This window comes from Verrucomicrobia bacterium S94 (assembly GCA_004299845.1).
Classification (GTDB): Bacteria; Verrucomicrobiota; Kiritimatiellia; order Kiritimatiellales; family Pontiellaceae; genus Pontiella.
This window is the reverse complement of sequence record CP036201.1, coordinates 3,968,394-3,982,917: the sequence shown is the minus strand read 5'-3', so window position 1 is coordinate 3,982,917 and position 14,524 is coordinate 3,968,394. Positions and strand designations below refer to the sequence as shown.

Genomic DNA, 14,524 nt, shown 5'->3' with positions numbered 1-14,524 from the left:
GTTTATTCGTTTCAGAAAAATAGAGGGCGCATTTAGCCACAAACACGCACGAAAGTCACAAAAAAACCCGCCCGAATCCGGGCAGGTTTTCAACATTCAGCGCAAGAGGATTATTTCTTGTCACCGGGGTGCCACTCTTCGAGGGCATCACCGAAGGCGTTATCAAACGCGGAGCCGAGGTCAACCAGCTCTTCGCCGGACTGCAGTCCTTCGAGCATGTCTTCCTGAACTTCGAATTCGTCATCTTTAACCTTGGCGGCTTTAACACTCAGGCCGATGCGGTGTTCAACCGGATCCACTTTAACCACGCGGGCTTCAATGGTGTCGCCGACATTCAGAACATCTTTAACCTTCTCCACGTGATCATCGGAGATCTGGCTGATATGTACCAGGCCGTCGATACCTTCTTCGATTTCAACGAAGGCGCCGAAGGACGAGATCTTTGTAACGATTCCGCTGACTTTCGCACCGATCGGGTAGCGGTCAACAATACCGGCCCACGGATCGTCCTGAGCCTGTTTGAGGCCGAGGCTGATACGCTGATTGGTGGAATCGATTTCGAGAACCACGGTCTGAACTTCTTCGCCCTTCTTGAGGACTTCAGACGGATGGTTGACCTTGCGTGTCCAGGACATGTCGGACACATGGATCATGCCGTCAACACCTTCTTCGAGCTCAACAAATGCACCGTATGAGGTAAAGTTACGGACTTTACCTTCAACCAGCGAACCGATCGGGTATTTGCCGGCAACCACTTCCCACGGGTTTTCTTCGGTCTGACGCATGCCGAGAGAGATCTTCTTGTCTTCCGTAGAAACCGCCAGAACAACCGCATCCACTTCATCGCCGACGTTCAGTACATCCGCCGCACGCTGGATGCGTTTGGTCCAGGACATTTCAGAAACGTGAACGAGACCTTCAACACCCTCTTCAAGTTCAACGAACGCACCGTACGGAGCGAGGTTGACCACTTTACCGTGTACACGGCCGCCGATCGGGTAGCGGGCTTCAATTTCTTCCCACGGATTGTCCATGGTCTGCTTGAGGCCGAGGCTGATGCGTTCTTTCTCGAGGTCAATATCGAGAATCATCACATTCAGCTCGTCGCCGACTTTCAGCAGTTCGGACGGATGGTTGATACGGCCCCAGGTCATGTCGGTGACGTGGAGCAGACCGTCAATACCGTCGAGGTCAACAAAGGCCCCGAAGTCGGTGATATTTTTGACCACACCCGGACGCACCTGACCAACCTGAATCTCGGCCAGAATCTTACGGCGGGACTCGCGACGGGACTCTTCGATGAGTTCACGACGGGATACAACAATGTTTTTACGCTCAAGGTTAATCTTGAGGATGCGGAACTGGTAGGTTTTACCCATGTGTTCGTCGGGATTACGAACCGGGGTGACATCGAGCTGGGAGCCCGGAAGGAACGCATCCACACCGACATCAACAATGAAGCCGCCTTTAACGATGTTTTTAATGGTACCTTCAACGATGCTGCCTTCTTCGCATTCGTTAACGACATAGTCCCATGCACGCTGCTGTTCCGCACGGCGTTTGGAAATGACGATCATGCCGTCTTTGTCTTCGAGTTGCTCAAGGAAAACTTCTGTTTCCTGACCAACCGGATCTTCGTCGAGATCCTTGAATTCCTGAACCGGAACGATACCTTCGGATTTGTATCCGATGTCAATGAGTACATCGCCGTCAATTACGCTCAGGATTTTTCCGGGTACGATCGAACCTTCTGTGAAGTTTTTCAGCGTTTCGTCGTACATTGCTTCCATGGCTGCGTTATCCGCACCCAGGTCTTTGTTAGTTGTTGATTCCATGTTTAAAGCGGGCACACCCGCGCCCTGACCTTTTTGTTATGATTTTTAATTTATAAACCATGGTCGAAATGCCGACCCTTCGGCCGAAACACACCTCTCCCATGAACGAGCGCGCCATAATAGACGTATCCTGCTCTCATGCAAGCGGTAATTCCCTTTTTTCCACGGGTTGATAAACCGCGTTTCCAGAGCCCGGAAAGCGGGAATCAGTCCGGATTTACAACATTGATCAGCTCGCCGCCGTTTTCGTAAGCCGTGATATTTTCGAGTGTGGTCTTCGAAATGGCGGTAACTGCTTCCTGCGTAAAATACGCCTGGTGGCCGGTAATCACCACATTCGGGAAAGTTGTAAGGCGCGCAAATACATCATCAGTGCGGATTTCAAAGGTTTTATCCTCGAAAAAGAGATCCTCCTCCTCTTCATAAACATCAATACCCAGATAACCGATTTTTTCACTTTTCAACCCCTCGATCGCCGCCTTGGCATCAATCAGTGCGCCACGGCTGGTATTGATAATCATAACCCCTTTTTTCATCATAGCGATGGTCTCGCCGTTGATCAGATGCATGGTTTCTTTGAAGAGCGGGCAGTGCAGCGAAATGATGTCCGAGGTGCGGAAAAGCTCATCAAGGCCGACATATTCCACCCCGAACTGTTCTCTGCAGACCGGATTTTCGACCTTGTCGTAAGCAATAATACGACAACCGAACCCCGAAAGCACACTCGCCACGCGCTCCCCGATCTTTCCGGTTCCGATCAGGCCCACTGTGCGACGGCGCATATCAAACCCCAAAAGTCCGTCCAACGAAAAATTACCTTCTTTGATCCGCGAATTAGCCCAGTAGATTTTACGGTTCAGCGCCAGCATCAGCCCAACGGTGTGCTCCGCCACAGCATACGGCGAATAGGCCGGAACACGCATAACAGTTACACCCAGCTCCTTCGCACTGTTGATGTCGACATTATTAAACCCGGCACAGCGCAGCGCCACCAGACGGGTTCCCTGCGCCGCCAACGCAATCAGCACCGAGGCATCCACACGGTCATTCACAAAAACGCAGACACATTCAAAACCTTCAGCAAGTCTGACCGTTTCCCGGACGAGACGGGTTTCGAAATAGACGATCTCATGGCCGTAATCCGCGTTACATAGATCAAAAAATTTCCTGTCGTAGGATTTTGTACTGAAAAATGCGATCTTCATAATGATGCTTCATCTACCGGATCAGATGCACCGCTTCGAACCCTTTTAACGATAAAAAACAAAAATGAGGCTTCCCAAATCACGGTTATCCGTTATCGCTTATCACGCAGCGGCGCCGAATCCGCCTCGGAAATATTAAAAATATGAATTACGTCCTCCAGATTATATTTATCCTGATTCTTATGCTGATCGGCTTTATCGTCCGGAAACGCGGTATGATCAGCGCAGTAGGCACATCCGAAATGGTACGGGTGCTGATCTCCGTAATCTATCCCTGCCTGATTTTCTCTTCCGTCACCAAACTGCATGCACAGGAACTCGCCGCTAACTGGATTATGCCGGTGATGGCACTCGCCATTGCCGGAACCGGTCTGGCACTTGGTCTGCTCGCTATGAAATGCATCAAAGGCATCAACCGTCAGCGGGCCAATGCCTTCCTTTTTCAGAATACCATCAACAACTATCTGTTCCTTCCCCTGCCGCTCGTCATGCTCGCCTGGGGCGAAAAAGGCGTGGCACTGCTCGTTTTTGCCTCCATGGGGTTCGAACTGACCGTCTGGACCGTCGGCGTTTTTCTGTTTAACCGTTCCAGTCGGCTCACTGACGGAATCCGCATGATGTTCGGTCCGCCACTGATCGTTCTGCTGTTCTCTGTTGGCTGGGTCTGCATCCGCGACCTCCTTCAGCCGGAACTTCCGGATGCCGGAATAGTCTCCGACCTGCTGCATCGTACGCTGGAGCTGATTTATTTCGGAGCTGAAACCATCGGCAGGGCCGCCGTCGCAGTCTCCATGGTAGCGTCGGGAAGCCGCATCGCCGCCCTTAATTCCAAAGCCGCATTTGACTGGCATGTCGGCCTGCTGTCTGTCCTGCGCCTGATTGTGACACCGGTGCTCTTTATCCTGATTCTGAAAATGATTCCGATGGAAGAAACCGCCTACGGCATTCTCTGCGTCATCGCCACAATGCCCGCCGCCGTCACCAGTCTGATTTTCAGTGAACGTTTCGGAGGTGATTCCGACTTCATTGCCTCCACGCTGCTCGTCACTCACATTGCAGGTGTTATCACCATTCCGCTTCTGCTCGCCTGGGCCATTTAATCACGAACATCAACAAACTCCTGAGGCACACCATGAATATCCCCAACAGATCAATACTGTTGCTTATCCTGATCGGTATCTGCACCGGAGATGCTGCCGCACAGCTTGTGCGCGAAGCCAATACCACGCTGAACCTGCCGGCAGAAGCCCCTCAATACAATAACTTCACGTTTACCGATGCCTTTCCTACGCTCTCCCCGTTTGAACAACCCGTTGCCATTGTCAGCCCGCCCGGCGAAACCAATATGCTTTTCGTTGTTCAGCAGAAAGGAAAAATCATACGCATCACCGATCTGAATGGCACACCGCAGAAATCGACATTTGCAGACCTTTCCAGCCGAATTGGCATCTCTTACGATCAAGGTCTTCTTGGACTTGCTTTTCATCCGAACTTTCAAAGCAATCGTTATTTCTATGTTTTCTACACCACCTCTTTGCCTCGCCGGGACAGACTGAGCCGATTTACCGCCCCCGTCGACTGGGATGGTTCCGGAACCGTAGATCTTTCAACCGAATACGTTCTTATCGACCAACCGGATGACAGCCCCAACCATAATGGAGGAGACCTGCATTTCGGACCGGAGGACGGCTACCTTTATGTCCCCCTCGGTGATGAAGGCGAAGTAGATGACCGCTATGAAAACAGCCAGAATATTGAATTGAATTTTTTCTCGGGAATCATCCGGATTGATGTCGATAAAAAACCGGGAAGCCTCGAACCCAATCCGCACGATGATCAGGGAACGGATGCTGTTATCCGCGATAACGGCATCGCCCGTTACAGCATTCCGCCGGATAACCCTTTTGTAGGTGCAACGCATTATAATGGAATTCCACTGACAGGAAATGTCCGAACTGAATTCTGGGCCACCGGCCTGCGCAGCCCTTGGCGCATGGGTTTCGACCCACTCACCGGACGGTTATTTGTCGGAGACGTCGGCGAAAACTCACGGGAAGAGATCCATCTGGTTAATAAAGGTGACAACTGCGGGTGGGATTATCTGGAAGGCACCATCGACAGGCCCGGAGCACCGACACCCCCGGCCGGATTCAACCCGGTTGATCCCATTTTTGAATACCCTCATGAATCCGGTTCATACAGTGTTATCGGCGGTCGCATGTATCGCGGAGAAAGTCTTCCTCAGCTGTTCGGGAAATATATCTTTTCCGAAATGTATGATGGCCGCGTATGGGCACTGACCGAAACGGAAGAAGGCTCCGGCGTCTTCACCGAAGAAGTGATCGCCACAGAATCCTTTCTCGTAGCCTTCGGCGAACATCCCGCGACACAGGAAATTCTCGCGGCTGATTATGACGAGGGAAAGATCAAACAGCTTTCTGCAAGCGGTCCGGTAAGCGGTAATCTGCCGGAAACCCTGACGGAAACCGGCGCTTTTTCCGATGTGGCATCGCTCACGCCGAATCCCGGCTTCGTTGCATACGATACGAATGCCGACCTCTGGTCCGATAACGCTGAAAAACAACGCTGGTTTTCGTTCCCCGATCCCAATGATCGCGCCGGCTGGGCCCGGGACGATAATTGGAAACTTCCAACCGGTGCAGTATGGATCAAACACTTCGATCTCCGGACGGACTACAGAGAGCCCGGCGCCTGGAAAAGACTGGAAACCCGCTTTATTGTAAAAACCGATGACGGAATCTACGGCATAACCTATAAATGGAACGAAGCCGGCACAGAAGCCTTCCTGGTTCCTCCTGAGGGAACCAATGAAACCTATACCATCACCCGGCCCGACAACAGTACCTCCCTGCAGACCTGGAGTTATCCCAGCCGAAGCCAGTGCCTGCAATGTCACACCAAAGCCGGCGGCTATGCACTCTCTTTCAATACCCGGCAACTGAACCGCGACTATACATTCGGAAATATAACGGATAATCAGATCGCACAACTCGAACTGGCCGGTTACTTCAGCAATACCGTCGAAGAGGTCACATCACTTCCCCGCATCGTCCCGATCGATGATGAAAGCCAGAGCCTGCACGCACGTGTGCGTTCTTATTTCGACGTAAACTGCTCTTACTGCCATCGCCCGGATGGCTCAGCTCCATCGGCCTGGAACGGTCTGATGTCAGACCCGTTTGTAAATGCGGAAATCTACAACGGCTCTATCAGTTTTGATAACGGCAACACCAATGCCTGTTTTGCTGTTCCGGGAGATCCTGCCAACTCCGTGGTTCTTCACCGTATGGCCGGGACAGCGCCGTTTCAACGTATGCCGCCCATTGGAACAAATCTCCGCGACGAGGTTGCCGAGCAGGTGATCAGCGACTGGATTGAACAGGAACTTCATCTGTACCCGACCTATGAAGAGTGGCGTGCCCGGCAGTCCTCCGATCCCGGCGGACCTGATGAGGATCCGGACGGCGACGGAGTCAGCAACGACCGGGAACGGATTACCCGCACCGATCCGAACAATCCGGAAGATCGGCTGCAGTACACCTTCCAGGCGGAAGACAATACCCTGTCTTTCTCCTACACCCATCTTGCCGGACTGAACTTCGACATCGAAACCAGCACCAATCTGACAGTGTGGACCGAATGGGCCCCCACGCCGACCTCATTCCCGGCCACAAATTCACCGGTACTGAAACAGGGACCAACCGACAACAGCCCGGCCCGTTATTTCCGGCTCAAAGTGGAAGAGCCCTGATTCGTTACGGAACGCTGTAGTTTTTATTCCGGAATAAACAGCTTCTGGCCGACCCGGATCTGATCGGATTTCAGATTATTCGCCTGCTTAATGGCCTTAACCGTTGTTCCGTAGGCCTGCGCAATTGCAGACAGGGTGTGACCGGATTCCACAATATGCTCACGTCCGGGACCGCGATGCACGGAGGAACTGCTGGAAGATGAAGAATGGCTGGCGGCAGTTTTACGCAACAGCGCCTTCACTTCCTGAATAAGATTGGCCATCTCTTTTTTCTGCCGCGCATCCAGTGCATTCATTTTACTGTTGAGCGAGCTGATCTGACCGTTCATCGCATTCACCTGACTGCGCAGCGACTGAAGCTCTTTCATCAGCCGGGCATTTTCCATTTCGACCGCCTCTACCGTACCCTGCATGCGATACATGCGCTCTTCAGTCTGGCGGGCGGCAGCCTGCTCGCGCGCCTGCACAGCACGACGCTGCTGCGGCGTCTGAAGCGTTTCGCAACCGGTCAAAACGGCAAGGGCCGGAACCACAAACAAAAAAGATTTCTTCATTTTCACACAACTCCTATTGAATCAGGGTTTCCAAAGATACATAAAACGGGGAGGGTTCAATGTCGCATTAAAGCTGGGGACATGCGGGGTTTTCGACGCGAACAGACTGTCCCAGAACCCCATTTCCCGAACGTAACGGACCATATAGAGATCATCCACATCCAGCAGTTCGCACATTTTATCCACGGCGTCCTCCCAATAACCGACCCCATCGATCAGATTTTCCTCCAGTGCCTGACCGACATTGAAGACACGTCCATCCAGCAAATCATCATTTTCAAGCCCCCGCGAACTCATCACAATCGAAGAAAAACGATCCTGCATTGAGTCAACCAGTTCCTGCAGCAGGGCCAAATGCTCAGGATTCACCTCTTCAAAGGGGTTGAGCATGTCTTTATTTTCTCCGGACGCAATCGTCACGGAACTGAGGCCGATCTTGTCCCCCAGTCCTTTCATATTCATGGTCTGCATAATCACCCCGACCGATCCCACGATGGCAGTCGGCTCAGCCATAATATAGTCACCCGCCATGGACGCATAATATCCACCCGAAGCACACAGATCGCGAACAAAAACCAGAATAACACGCTCCTCATCAGCACGCTTGAAATTTTCGAGCGCTGCATAAATTTCATCACTGGGGGTCACACCGCCCCCAGGCGAATCCACCTCCAGCACAATCCCCATCACCTCTTCATCCAGCGTAGCCGCGCGGATTTCGGACAGAATCTGCTCCACCATATCCGGATCAGAGCCCAGCAGACGCTCCTGCCGGCCGCGCATAATGACGCCCTGCAGACCGATCCGGACCACTTTTTTTTCCCCATAACCGTACGACCAGACTTCAGTGAATTCGGGATATTGATCCTGCGGCTGATCAAAATCCGCCGAACCGCCTTTCCCCGAAACCAGCGCCGCAGTCAGCCCTACATTCGCCAGAAAACTCCCAAAAAGCATCAACGCCAGAATGGCAATGACAATCCATAATCCTACTTTTGCACCGTTACTCGACGACATCCATTCCACTCCGTTTTTCCAATTTATTCTGAACCATAGCCCAGCACCGCGACGATTTGAACCAATAATTTCCAGTGGTTGGAAAACAGCCGTCTCACGAAGCGGCAGGTAGCCGCAGCTGCGGCTTGCAGGTACAGCGGAACCTGGGGTAAAACTTCCATTCATTGGAAAACGGAGTGAAAAGTTGGATTATTTAGAGCGCGCGCGCGAAGTTTTTGATATTGAGCTCAACGGCATGAAACGGGTACAGGCGGATCTCGATGATGGATTCGTACAGGCCATCGACGCCATTCTGGCCACCATTAAAGACGGTGCCGGCAAAGTTGTGATCTGTGGAGTCGGGAAAAACTGGCACATCGGCAACAAAATGGCCGCCACCTTCACCAGTACCGGCACCCCGGCTGTGGCCATGCACCCGATCGAAGCCATGCACGGCGACTTCGGCATTCTGTCCGAGCGCGATATCGTGCTGGCCATGAGCTATTCGGGTGCGTCGGATGAACTGATCGCTGTTCTTCAGCCGGTCAAACGTATGGGGGTCAAAATCATTGCACTCACCGGCCAACCGCATTCCCCGCTGGGCGAATATGCCGACATCATTGTTTCGGTAAAAGTGGATAAGGAAGCCTGCCCCTTCGGCATGGCCCCCACCACCAGCACCACCGCCACGCTCGCCCTTGGAGACGCCATGGCCATGGTGCTGCTGGATGCTCGCGGCTTTAAAGTGGAAGATTATGCCCAGCGCCACCCCGGCGGTGCAATCGGCCGTACCCTCCTCCTTCGTGTGGAGGATGTAATGCGTACCGGAAAACGCAGCGCCACTGTTCCGGTCGGCAGTCCCGTGAAGGAGGCACTGATTGCCATGACCGGCGCCAAAGCCGGCTGCGTGGCCGTTGTTCACCCCGACAACACCCTCGCCGGCATCATGACTGACGGCGACCTGCGGCGTCATCTGATCGAAACACCGAACCTGATCGAAAAACCGGTAGATGAAGTCATGACCACCAACCCGAAAACGCTGAAAAAAGATCAGCTGGCCATCGATATTCTCAATATTTATGAAGAATTCAACATCGACGATCTGATTGTTGTCGATGATAGAAACCGCGTTCTCGGCGCCGTCGACATTCAGGATATGCCAAAATTAAAAATTCTTTAAGGCCGTCACAGCCCTCTGAAAAACGGAAACGCATGCAGGTTGAAACACGTGACTTACCGATTGACCCCGAAAAACGCAATCGGTAGGGTTCGCGGGTTCTTTTTACACATTCTGGACAGGAGAGAGGTACACCCATGGCAATGATGATTTCTAAATTTAATAAACTGATCCATAACAGGACCGTATGGTTGATCTTCGCGATCTTCATCAGCGTGGCCTTTGTGATGGTATATACCGGCGGAAAAGCCGGCACAGGGGCCAAAGAGGCCCAAAAAGCCGCAAACGAAGTTGTCGGTCGCCTGTGGGGCAAGGATATTACGGCAGCGGAGTATGGGAAGGCCTATCGCAACACCTATGTCATGTATTCCATGATGGTCGGCCGTCCGCTGAGCATGAACGACGAAATTGAAGAAGCCGTGCGTATGCGCGCCTGGCAGCGCCTGGCTACCCTCAGGAAAGCCGACGATATGGGCCTGACGGTCACCGCCGATCAGACGATACAGATGATTAAATCACAGCCGATTTTCCAGAACCAGCAAACCGGTCAGTATGATCCCAACATGTACAACATGTTTGTTCAGGGCTTTCTGCCGCGCGCCGGAATGACCGCCAAAGGATTTGAACAGATGATGGCGGAAAACGTACTGATTGAAAAAGCGGCTGCTTCCGCTGCACAGGGTGCTCTGGTGACCGATGATGAAATCCTGAAAGCATTCCACCTTTATAATGATCTGGTTACTGTAAACTACGCATTTCTGCCGCGCAGCCTGGTCGGTACCGTTGAAGTGACGCAGGATGACGCCAAAGCGTATTACGAACAGAATCCCGACGAATTCCGTCTTCCGAAAAAACGAATCGTTCACTATGTAGCCTACGAGGTCGACGACTACACCAACACTGTTTCGGTGACGGATGAGCAGGTAGCTCAGGTATACGAACAGAATCTGCAACGCTACATTAAACCGGAAACCGCAACCAACGAAGTTCCGGAATACCTCCCGCTCGAAGAGGTAAAAGACGAAATCGTCGAGATCCTTACCCGCGGACTGGCCCAGCAGGCTGCGGTCAGTGCCGCTGACGAACTCGTGGCGGCACTCGCCGATGAAAGCACCACCTTTGAAGCCGAAGCAGAAAAAGCCGGGAAAACCATCATGAAAAACCTGCCGGCATTCGCGCAGGCCGACCGTCCGCGCGGCATCGACCCGACCGCTCCTTTTGCGCAGGCCGCCTTCACCCGGGAGCTGACCCCTTCGCGTTATTACAGCGACGTCGTTGCCGGCCGCGATACCGTCTATGTACTGGCTCTCCAGAAGGAACTGTCCGATTTCCTTCCTGCTTTCGAAGTGGTTGAGGCCGACGCAACCGAATCCGCACGCATTGCCGCCGCAGACAAAGCCTATATTGAAAAGGCGGAAGAAATTCACAAAGACCTGCAGGAATCCGTTAAAAACGGTATCGCATTTGCCGATGCAGCCTCCAAATTCAACCTTGAAGTCCAGACGACGGAACCTTTCAGCATCTCCTCGCCGCTTGAAGGCCAATTCAGCCGTGAAATCATGGGTGCCACCATTCAGCTTGATAAAGGTACAGTCACGGACCTGATCAGCACAGTGGATGAGTTCATTGTGGCCTATGTGGCTGAAAGAGCCGCCGCAGACGAAGAACAGACCCTTCCGGGTATGCGCGATCAGCTCGCCGCAGGAATCCGTCAGGAAAAAGCGGCCCGCCTCGCCCAGGCCTGGCAGGAATCGCTTCTCGACGAAGCCGGCTTTGAAGATCTCAGCAAAAAAAATGAAACCGCCGACTCGGCGGAATCCTAATTGACCCCCGCCTATGCCGCTGCATTATCTGCTAGTCCTTTTCATAGGATTACCCGTCCTTGAGCTAGCTCTGCTCATTAAACTGCACGGCATAGTCGGCTTTGTCCCTACCGTTCTGCTGGTCTTTCTCACCGGAGTTATCGGCGCATGGCTGGTGCGACGCCAGGGCGTGAATATTCTTTTTAAAATCCGGCAGGAAATGGTGCAGGGTAATCTGCCTGCGCCCCAGATGATAGATGGCGTCATGATTCTGCTGGCCGGTGCCTTTCTGGTGACGCCCGGACTCATCACCGACACTGCCGGTTTTGCTCTCCTTATTCCCTTTATTCGACAACAGATTCGGTTTTGGTTGCGTAAAAAGCTGGAGCACGGCATGCGCAACGGCTACATACAGATTAATGTGAACCGCCGGAACGATTTCAAATGATTGAAATCGGGCGGCATTTTTCCCGGGTGTGGAAGAGATATGAGCTCAGACCAAAGTATTCCGTTATGCGTCGACCTTGATGGAACGCTCGTCAAGCTCGACACCCTGCATCAGGCGCTGTTCCTGCTGCTCCGCCGGGATCCCGCATGTATATTCCGGTTTGCCGGCTGGCTGCTCAAGGGCAAGGCGTATTTCAAAGATCAGGTCATGCAGCGTGTAGAACTTGACCCTTCCGTACTCCCCTATAACGGTCCGTTGCTCGAATGGCTCAGAAAAGAACACCGCAACGGTCGGAAACTTATTCTGGCCACGGCCTCGAATTACCGTACAGCCCGGGCCATCGCCGGATACCTCGGCATTTTCGACGAAATCCTTGCCAGTAACGAAGAAAACAACCTGCGCCATAACAACAAGCTGGAGGCCATACAGAAAAGATTTCCGATCTTTGGATATGCCGGAAACGACCGTTCCGACTTCCCGATCTGGGATGCCGCCGCTGAAGTTATTCTGGTCAACCCCTGTCCACTCTCCAGGAAGGGCTATGCCGTCAAAGCGCATCATATCTTTATGGACCATCCCGGCTGTTTTTACTGCATGGCCAAAGCGATGCGCCCCCAGCAGTGGCTGAAAAATATCCTGATTTTCACGCCCATACTGCTTGCTCACCGCTTTACGGATATTTCCGCAGTCATCCAGGCAGTGATTGCATTTTTTTCCTTCAGCCTGGCCGCCTCATCAATTTATCTGCTGAACGATCTGTTTGATCTCAGTGCCGACCAGCATCATCCGCGCAAACGGAAACGGCCTTTTGCCTCCGGCGATCTTCCAATAACAACCGGAGCACTCATGGCCCCCGTACTGGTTACAGTCAGCCTGCTGCTCAGCCTGCTGCTTCCTCTGAATTTCGTCTATGTTCTGATTGCCTACTATCTCATCACCACCATTTATTCCTGGCGGCTCAAGCAGGTTCCGATCGCCGATGTTCTGACGCTGGCTCTGCTGTTTACGTGCCGCATTTTTGCCGGAGCTGTGGCGACCGGAACGCCAGCCTCGGGATGGTTTATTGAATTTGCCATTTTCCTTTTTCTGAGCCTGGCCATCGTGAAGCGGGTATCCGAACTCCGGGAAATCAAAGAAGCCGGCGCAGAGGCCCAGGCCATGCGCGAGCGCGGTTACCGTGTGGACGACCTTCCGCTGTTGCTCGGGTTCGGCTCTTCGGCCGGCTATATTTCGGTACTGGTGTTTACCATGTATCTCGGCAGCGCCAAAGTGGCGGAACTTTACACCTCCCCCCAGCTGCTCTGGATTTTCTGCCCACTGCTCCTCTACTGGATTACCCGCATCTGGCACCTCGCCTGGCGGGGAGAAATTGACGACGACCCGCTGGCCTTTGCCGCTCGCGATCTCCAGACCTACGTGCTGGGCTCGATCGGCCTGGCCGCTATGCTTTATGCTATTTAATACGGAGAAAAATATGACCAAACCCGCTGTTGACCTCATCATCGTCGGTTCAATCGGAATCGATGACATCGAAACCCCCGCAGAAAAACGTAAAGGCCTCCTCGGCGGCTCTGTCAGCTATGCCTGTGCTGCCGCCTCTTTCTTTTCCCATACCGGAATGGTCGGTGTGGTCGGCACTGATTTTCCCCGGGAATTCCGCGATACCTGGAGTAACATGAATATCGATCTCGAAGGGCTCCAGACTGTCGAAGGTAAAACCTTCAGCTGGGGCGGAAAATACCATGATAACATGGACAGCCGCGACACGCTCTTCACCGATCTTGGCGTTTTTGAAACCTTCTCCCCCGAACTGCCGGAAAGTTACAAAGAAGCCCCCTACCTCTTTCTCGGCAATATTCACCCCGCCCTGCAGCTCCACGTACTCGAACAGGTCAAAAAACCCGAATTTGTACTGATCGACACCATGGATCTGTGGATCAACATTGCCAAAGACGATCTCGAAAAAGTCATCAGCAAATGCACCATGCTGACCCTCAATGAGTATGAAGCGCAGCTTTTCACCGGAGAACACGCACTGACGCAGGCGGCTAAAAAGCTGTTCGATTTAGGCACTGAATACGTACTCATCAAAAAGGGCGGAAACGGATCCATGCTCTTCACAAAAGAGGATACATTCCTGTTGCACGCCTATCCCCTCGACAGCTTCAAGGATCCCACCGGAGCGGGTGACACCTTCGCCGGCGGACTGATGGGCGCCCTCTGCGCTTCTGGAAAAACCGACAAGGAAAGTATACGCCAGGCCATGGTATACGGCAGTATCACCGCCTCCTTCGGTGTCGAAAAATTCAGCCTGGAACGGCTCATCGAACTCGACCGCGATCAGATCGAAATCCGCGTTGCGGAGTTCAAAGAGATGTGCAGAATATAAAGACCGCAACCATATGGCCAATATATCTGTATTTTGAGTCATGAAACAAATACCCGCTTACCAAGCAGATCGGTAAAGACAGCTATGAAACCTGCCGCTCATACTGGTGGAAAATCACTGAGCCGATCCGAAAACCCGAACTCATACCATTTACTAAAACATTCCGGTCTTAACGACAGCGTTATTCCGCGCAGAGCTTCGGAGGATCCCTGCTCTGCGATGAACTCTGCCTCCGGCAGATTCTGGACGCAGAATGATCTCTTCCGAAACCCCGCCGAGCTTTTCGTCAAAAGCTCGGCGGTTCCCTGGTGCTCCTGAGCTTACTTAACTGAGGAGCTTTTTTCCT

The 14,524-nt window shown here is 52.7% G+C and carries 11 protein-coding genes; 7 read left to right on the top strand and 4 right to left on the bottom strand.

All coding sequences use genetic code 11. The features are described 5' to 3' along the window. Positions 1-110 precede the first annotated feature (110 nt). Together rpsA and EGM51_17500 are read right to left on the bottom strand one after the other, a co-directional pair. Positions 111-1,790, bottom strand: coding sequence for a 30S ribosomal protein S1 (rpsA, locus tag EGM51_17505; protein QBG49342.1), 1,680 nt, complete (start codon positions 1,788-1,790; stop codon positions 111-113). Positions 1,791-2,041: 251 nt separating this feature from the next. Beyond that, positions 2,042-3,040: a 2-hydroxyacid dehydrogenase gene (locus EGM51_17500; protein QBG49104.1), complete on the bottom strand. Its 999-nt coding sequence runs from the start codon at positions 3,038-3,040 to the stop codon at positions 2,042-2,044. A gap of 143 nt (positions 3,041-3,183) precedes the next feature. Between EGM51_17500 and EGM51_17495 the strand changes: the two genes are divergently transcribed. Together EGM51_17495 and EGM51_17490 are read left to right on the top strand one after the other, a co-directional pair. Further along, entirely contained in the window at positions 3,184-4,140 is a 957-nt protein-coding gene (locus tag EGM51_17495; protein QBG49103.1) for a hypothetical protein, read from the top strand. 32 nt (positions 4,141-4,172) lie between these two features. Further along, a complete protein-coding gene (locus EGM51_17490) occupies positions 4,173-6,812 on the top strand; it encodes a hypothetical protein (GenBank protein ID QBG49102.1) in 2,640 nt (879 codons plus the stop codon). A 23-nt stretch (positions 6,813-6,835) separates the two neighbouring features. Here EGM51_17490 and EGM51_17485 read toward each other — a convergent pair whose 3' ends face one another. After that, on the bottom strand, positions 6,836-7,366 hold the full coding sequence (locus EGM51_17485; GenBank protein QBG49101.1) for a LysM peptidoglycan-binding domain-containing protein: 531 nt from the start codon (positions 7,364-7,366) through the stop codon (positions 6,836-6,838). Positions 7,367-7,387: 21 nt separating this feature from the next. Then, entirely contained in the window at positions 7,388-8,548 is a 1,161-nt protein-coding gene (gene sppA, locus EGM51_17480; protein QBG49100.1) for a signal peptide peptidase SppA, read from the bottom strand. A gap of 19 nt (positions 8,549-8,567) precedes the next feature. Here sppA and EGM51_17475 point away from each other — a divergent pair, with 19 nt between their 5' ends. The 5 genes from EGM51_17475 to EGM51_17455 all read left to right on the top strand — a co-directional run bounded on the left by EGM51_17475 (position 8,568) and on the right by EGM51_17455 (position 14,178). Continuing rightward, positions 8,568-9,542 (top strand): KpsF/GutQ family sugar-phosphate isomerase, encoded by a 975-nt coding sequence (locus EGM51_17475; GenBank protein ID QBG49099.1) that lies wholly within the window; start codon positions 8,568-8,570, stop codon positions 9,540-9,542. A gap of 134 nt (positions 9,543-9,676) precedes the next feature. Further along, positions 9,677-11,362 carry a hypothetical protein gene (locus EGM51_17470; protein QBG49098.1) on the top strand — a complete coding sequence of 562 codons (1,686 nt, stop codon included), beginning with the start codon at positions 9,677-9,679 and terminating at the stop codon, positions 11,360-11,362. 13 nt (positions 11,363-11,375) lie between these two features. Continuing rightward, positions 11,376-11,789, top strand: a complete 414-nt coding sequence (locus tag EGM51_17465; GenBank protein ID QBG49097.1) for an FxsA family protein — start codon at positions 11,376-11,378, stop codon at positions 11,787-11,789. 39 nt (positions 11,790-11,828) lie between these two features. Further along, a complete protein-coding gene (locus EGM51_17460) occupies positions 11,829-13,250 on the top strand; it encodes a UbiA family prenyltransferase (protein QBG49096.1) in 1,422 nt (473 codons plus the stop codon). Continuing rightward, on the top strand, positions 13,240-14,178 hold the full coding sequence (locus EGM51_17455) for a sugar kinase (protein ID QBG49095.1): 939 nt from the start codon (positions 13,240-13,242) through the stop codon (positions 14,176-14,178). Before EGM51_17460 ends, EGM51_17455 begins: the two co-directional genes overlap by 11 nt. The last annotated feature ends 346 nt before the right edge of the window (positions 14,179-14,524 follow it).

Excerpts from the sequence above, each read along its gene's own strand:
- rpsA (QBG49342.1), bottom strand. The coding sequence starts at position 1,790 with ATGGAAGCAATGTACGACGAAACGCTGAAAAACTTCACAGAAGGTTCG.
- EGM51_17500 (QBG49104.1), bottom strand. The coding sequence starts at position 3,040 with ATGAAGATCGCATTTTTCAGTACAAAATCCTACGACAGGAAATTTTTT.
- EGM51_17495 (QBG49103.1), top strand. The coding sequence starts at position 3,184 with ATGAATTACGTCCTCCAGATTATATTTATCCTGATTCTTATGCTGATC.
- EGM51_17490 (QBG49102.1), top strand. The coding sequence starts at position 4,173 with ATGAATATCCCCAACAGATCAATACTGTTGCTTATCCTGATCGGTATC.
- EGM51_17485 (QBG49101.1), bottom strand. The coding sequence starts at position 7,366 with ATGAAGAAATCTTTTTTGTTTGTGGTTCCGGCCCTTGCCGTTTTGACC.
- sppA (QBG49100.1), bottom strand. The coding sequence starts at position 8,548 with ATGAATGGAAGTTTTACCCCAGGTTCCGCTGTACCTGCAAGCCGCAGC.
- EGM51_17470 (QBG49098.1), top strand. The coding sequence starts at position 9,677 with ATGGCAATGATGATTTCTAAATTTAATAAACTGATCCATAACAGGACC.
- EGM51_17465 (QBG49097.1), top strand. The coding sequence starts at position 11,376 with ATGCCGCTGCATTATCTGCTAGTCCTTTTCATAGGATTACCCGTCCTT.
- EGM51_17460 (QBG49096.1), top strand. The coding sequence starts at position 11,829 with ATGAGCTCAGACCAAAGTATTCCGTTATGCGTCGACCTTGATGGAACG.
- EGM51_17455 (QBG49095.1), top strand. The coding sequence starts at position 13,240 with ATGCTATTTAATACGGAGAAAAATATGACCAAACCCGCTGTTGACCTC.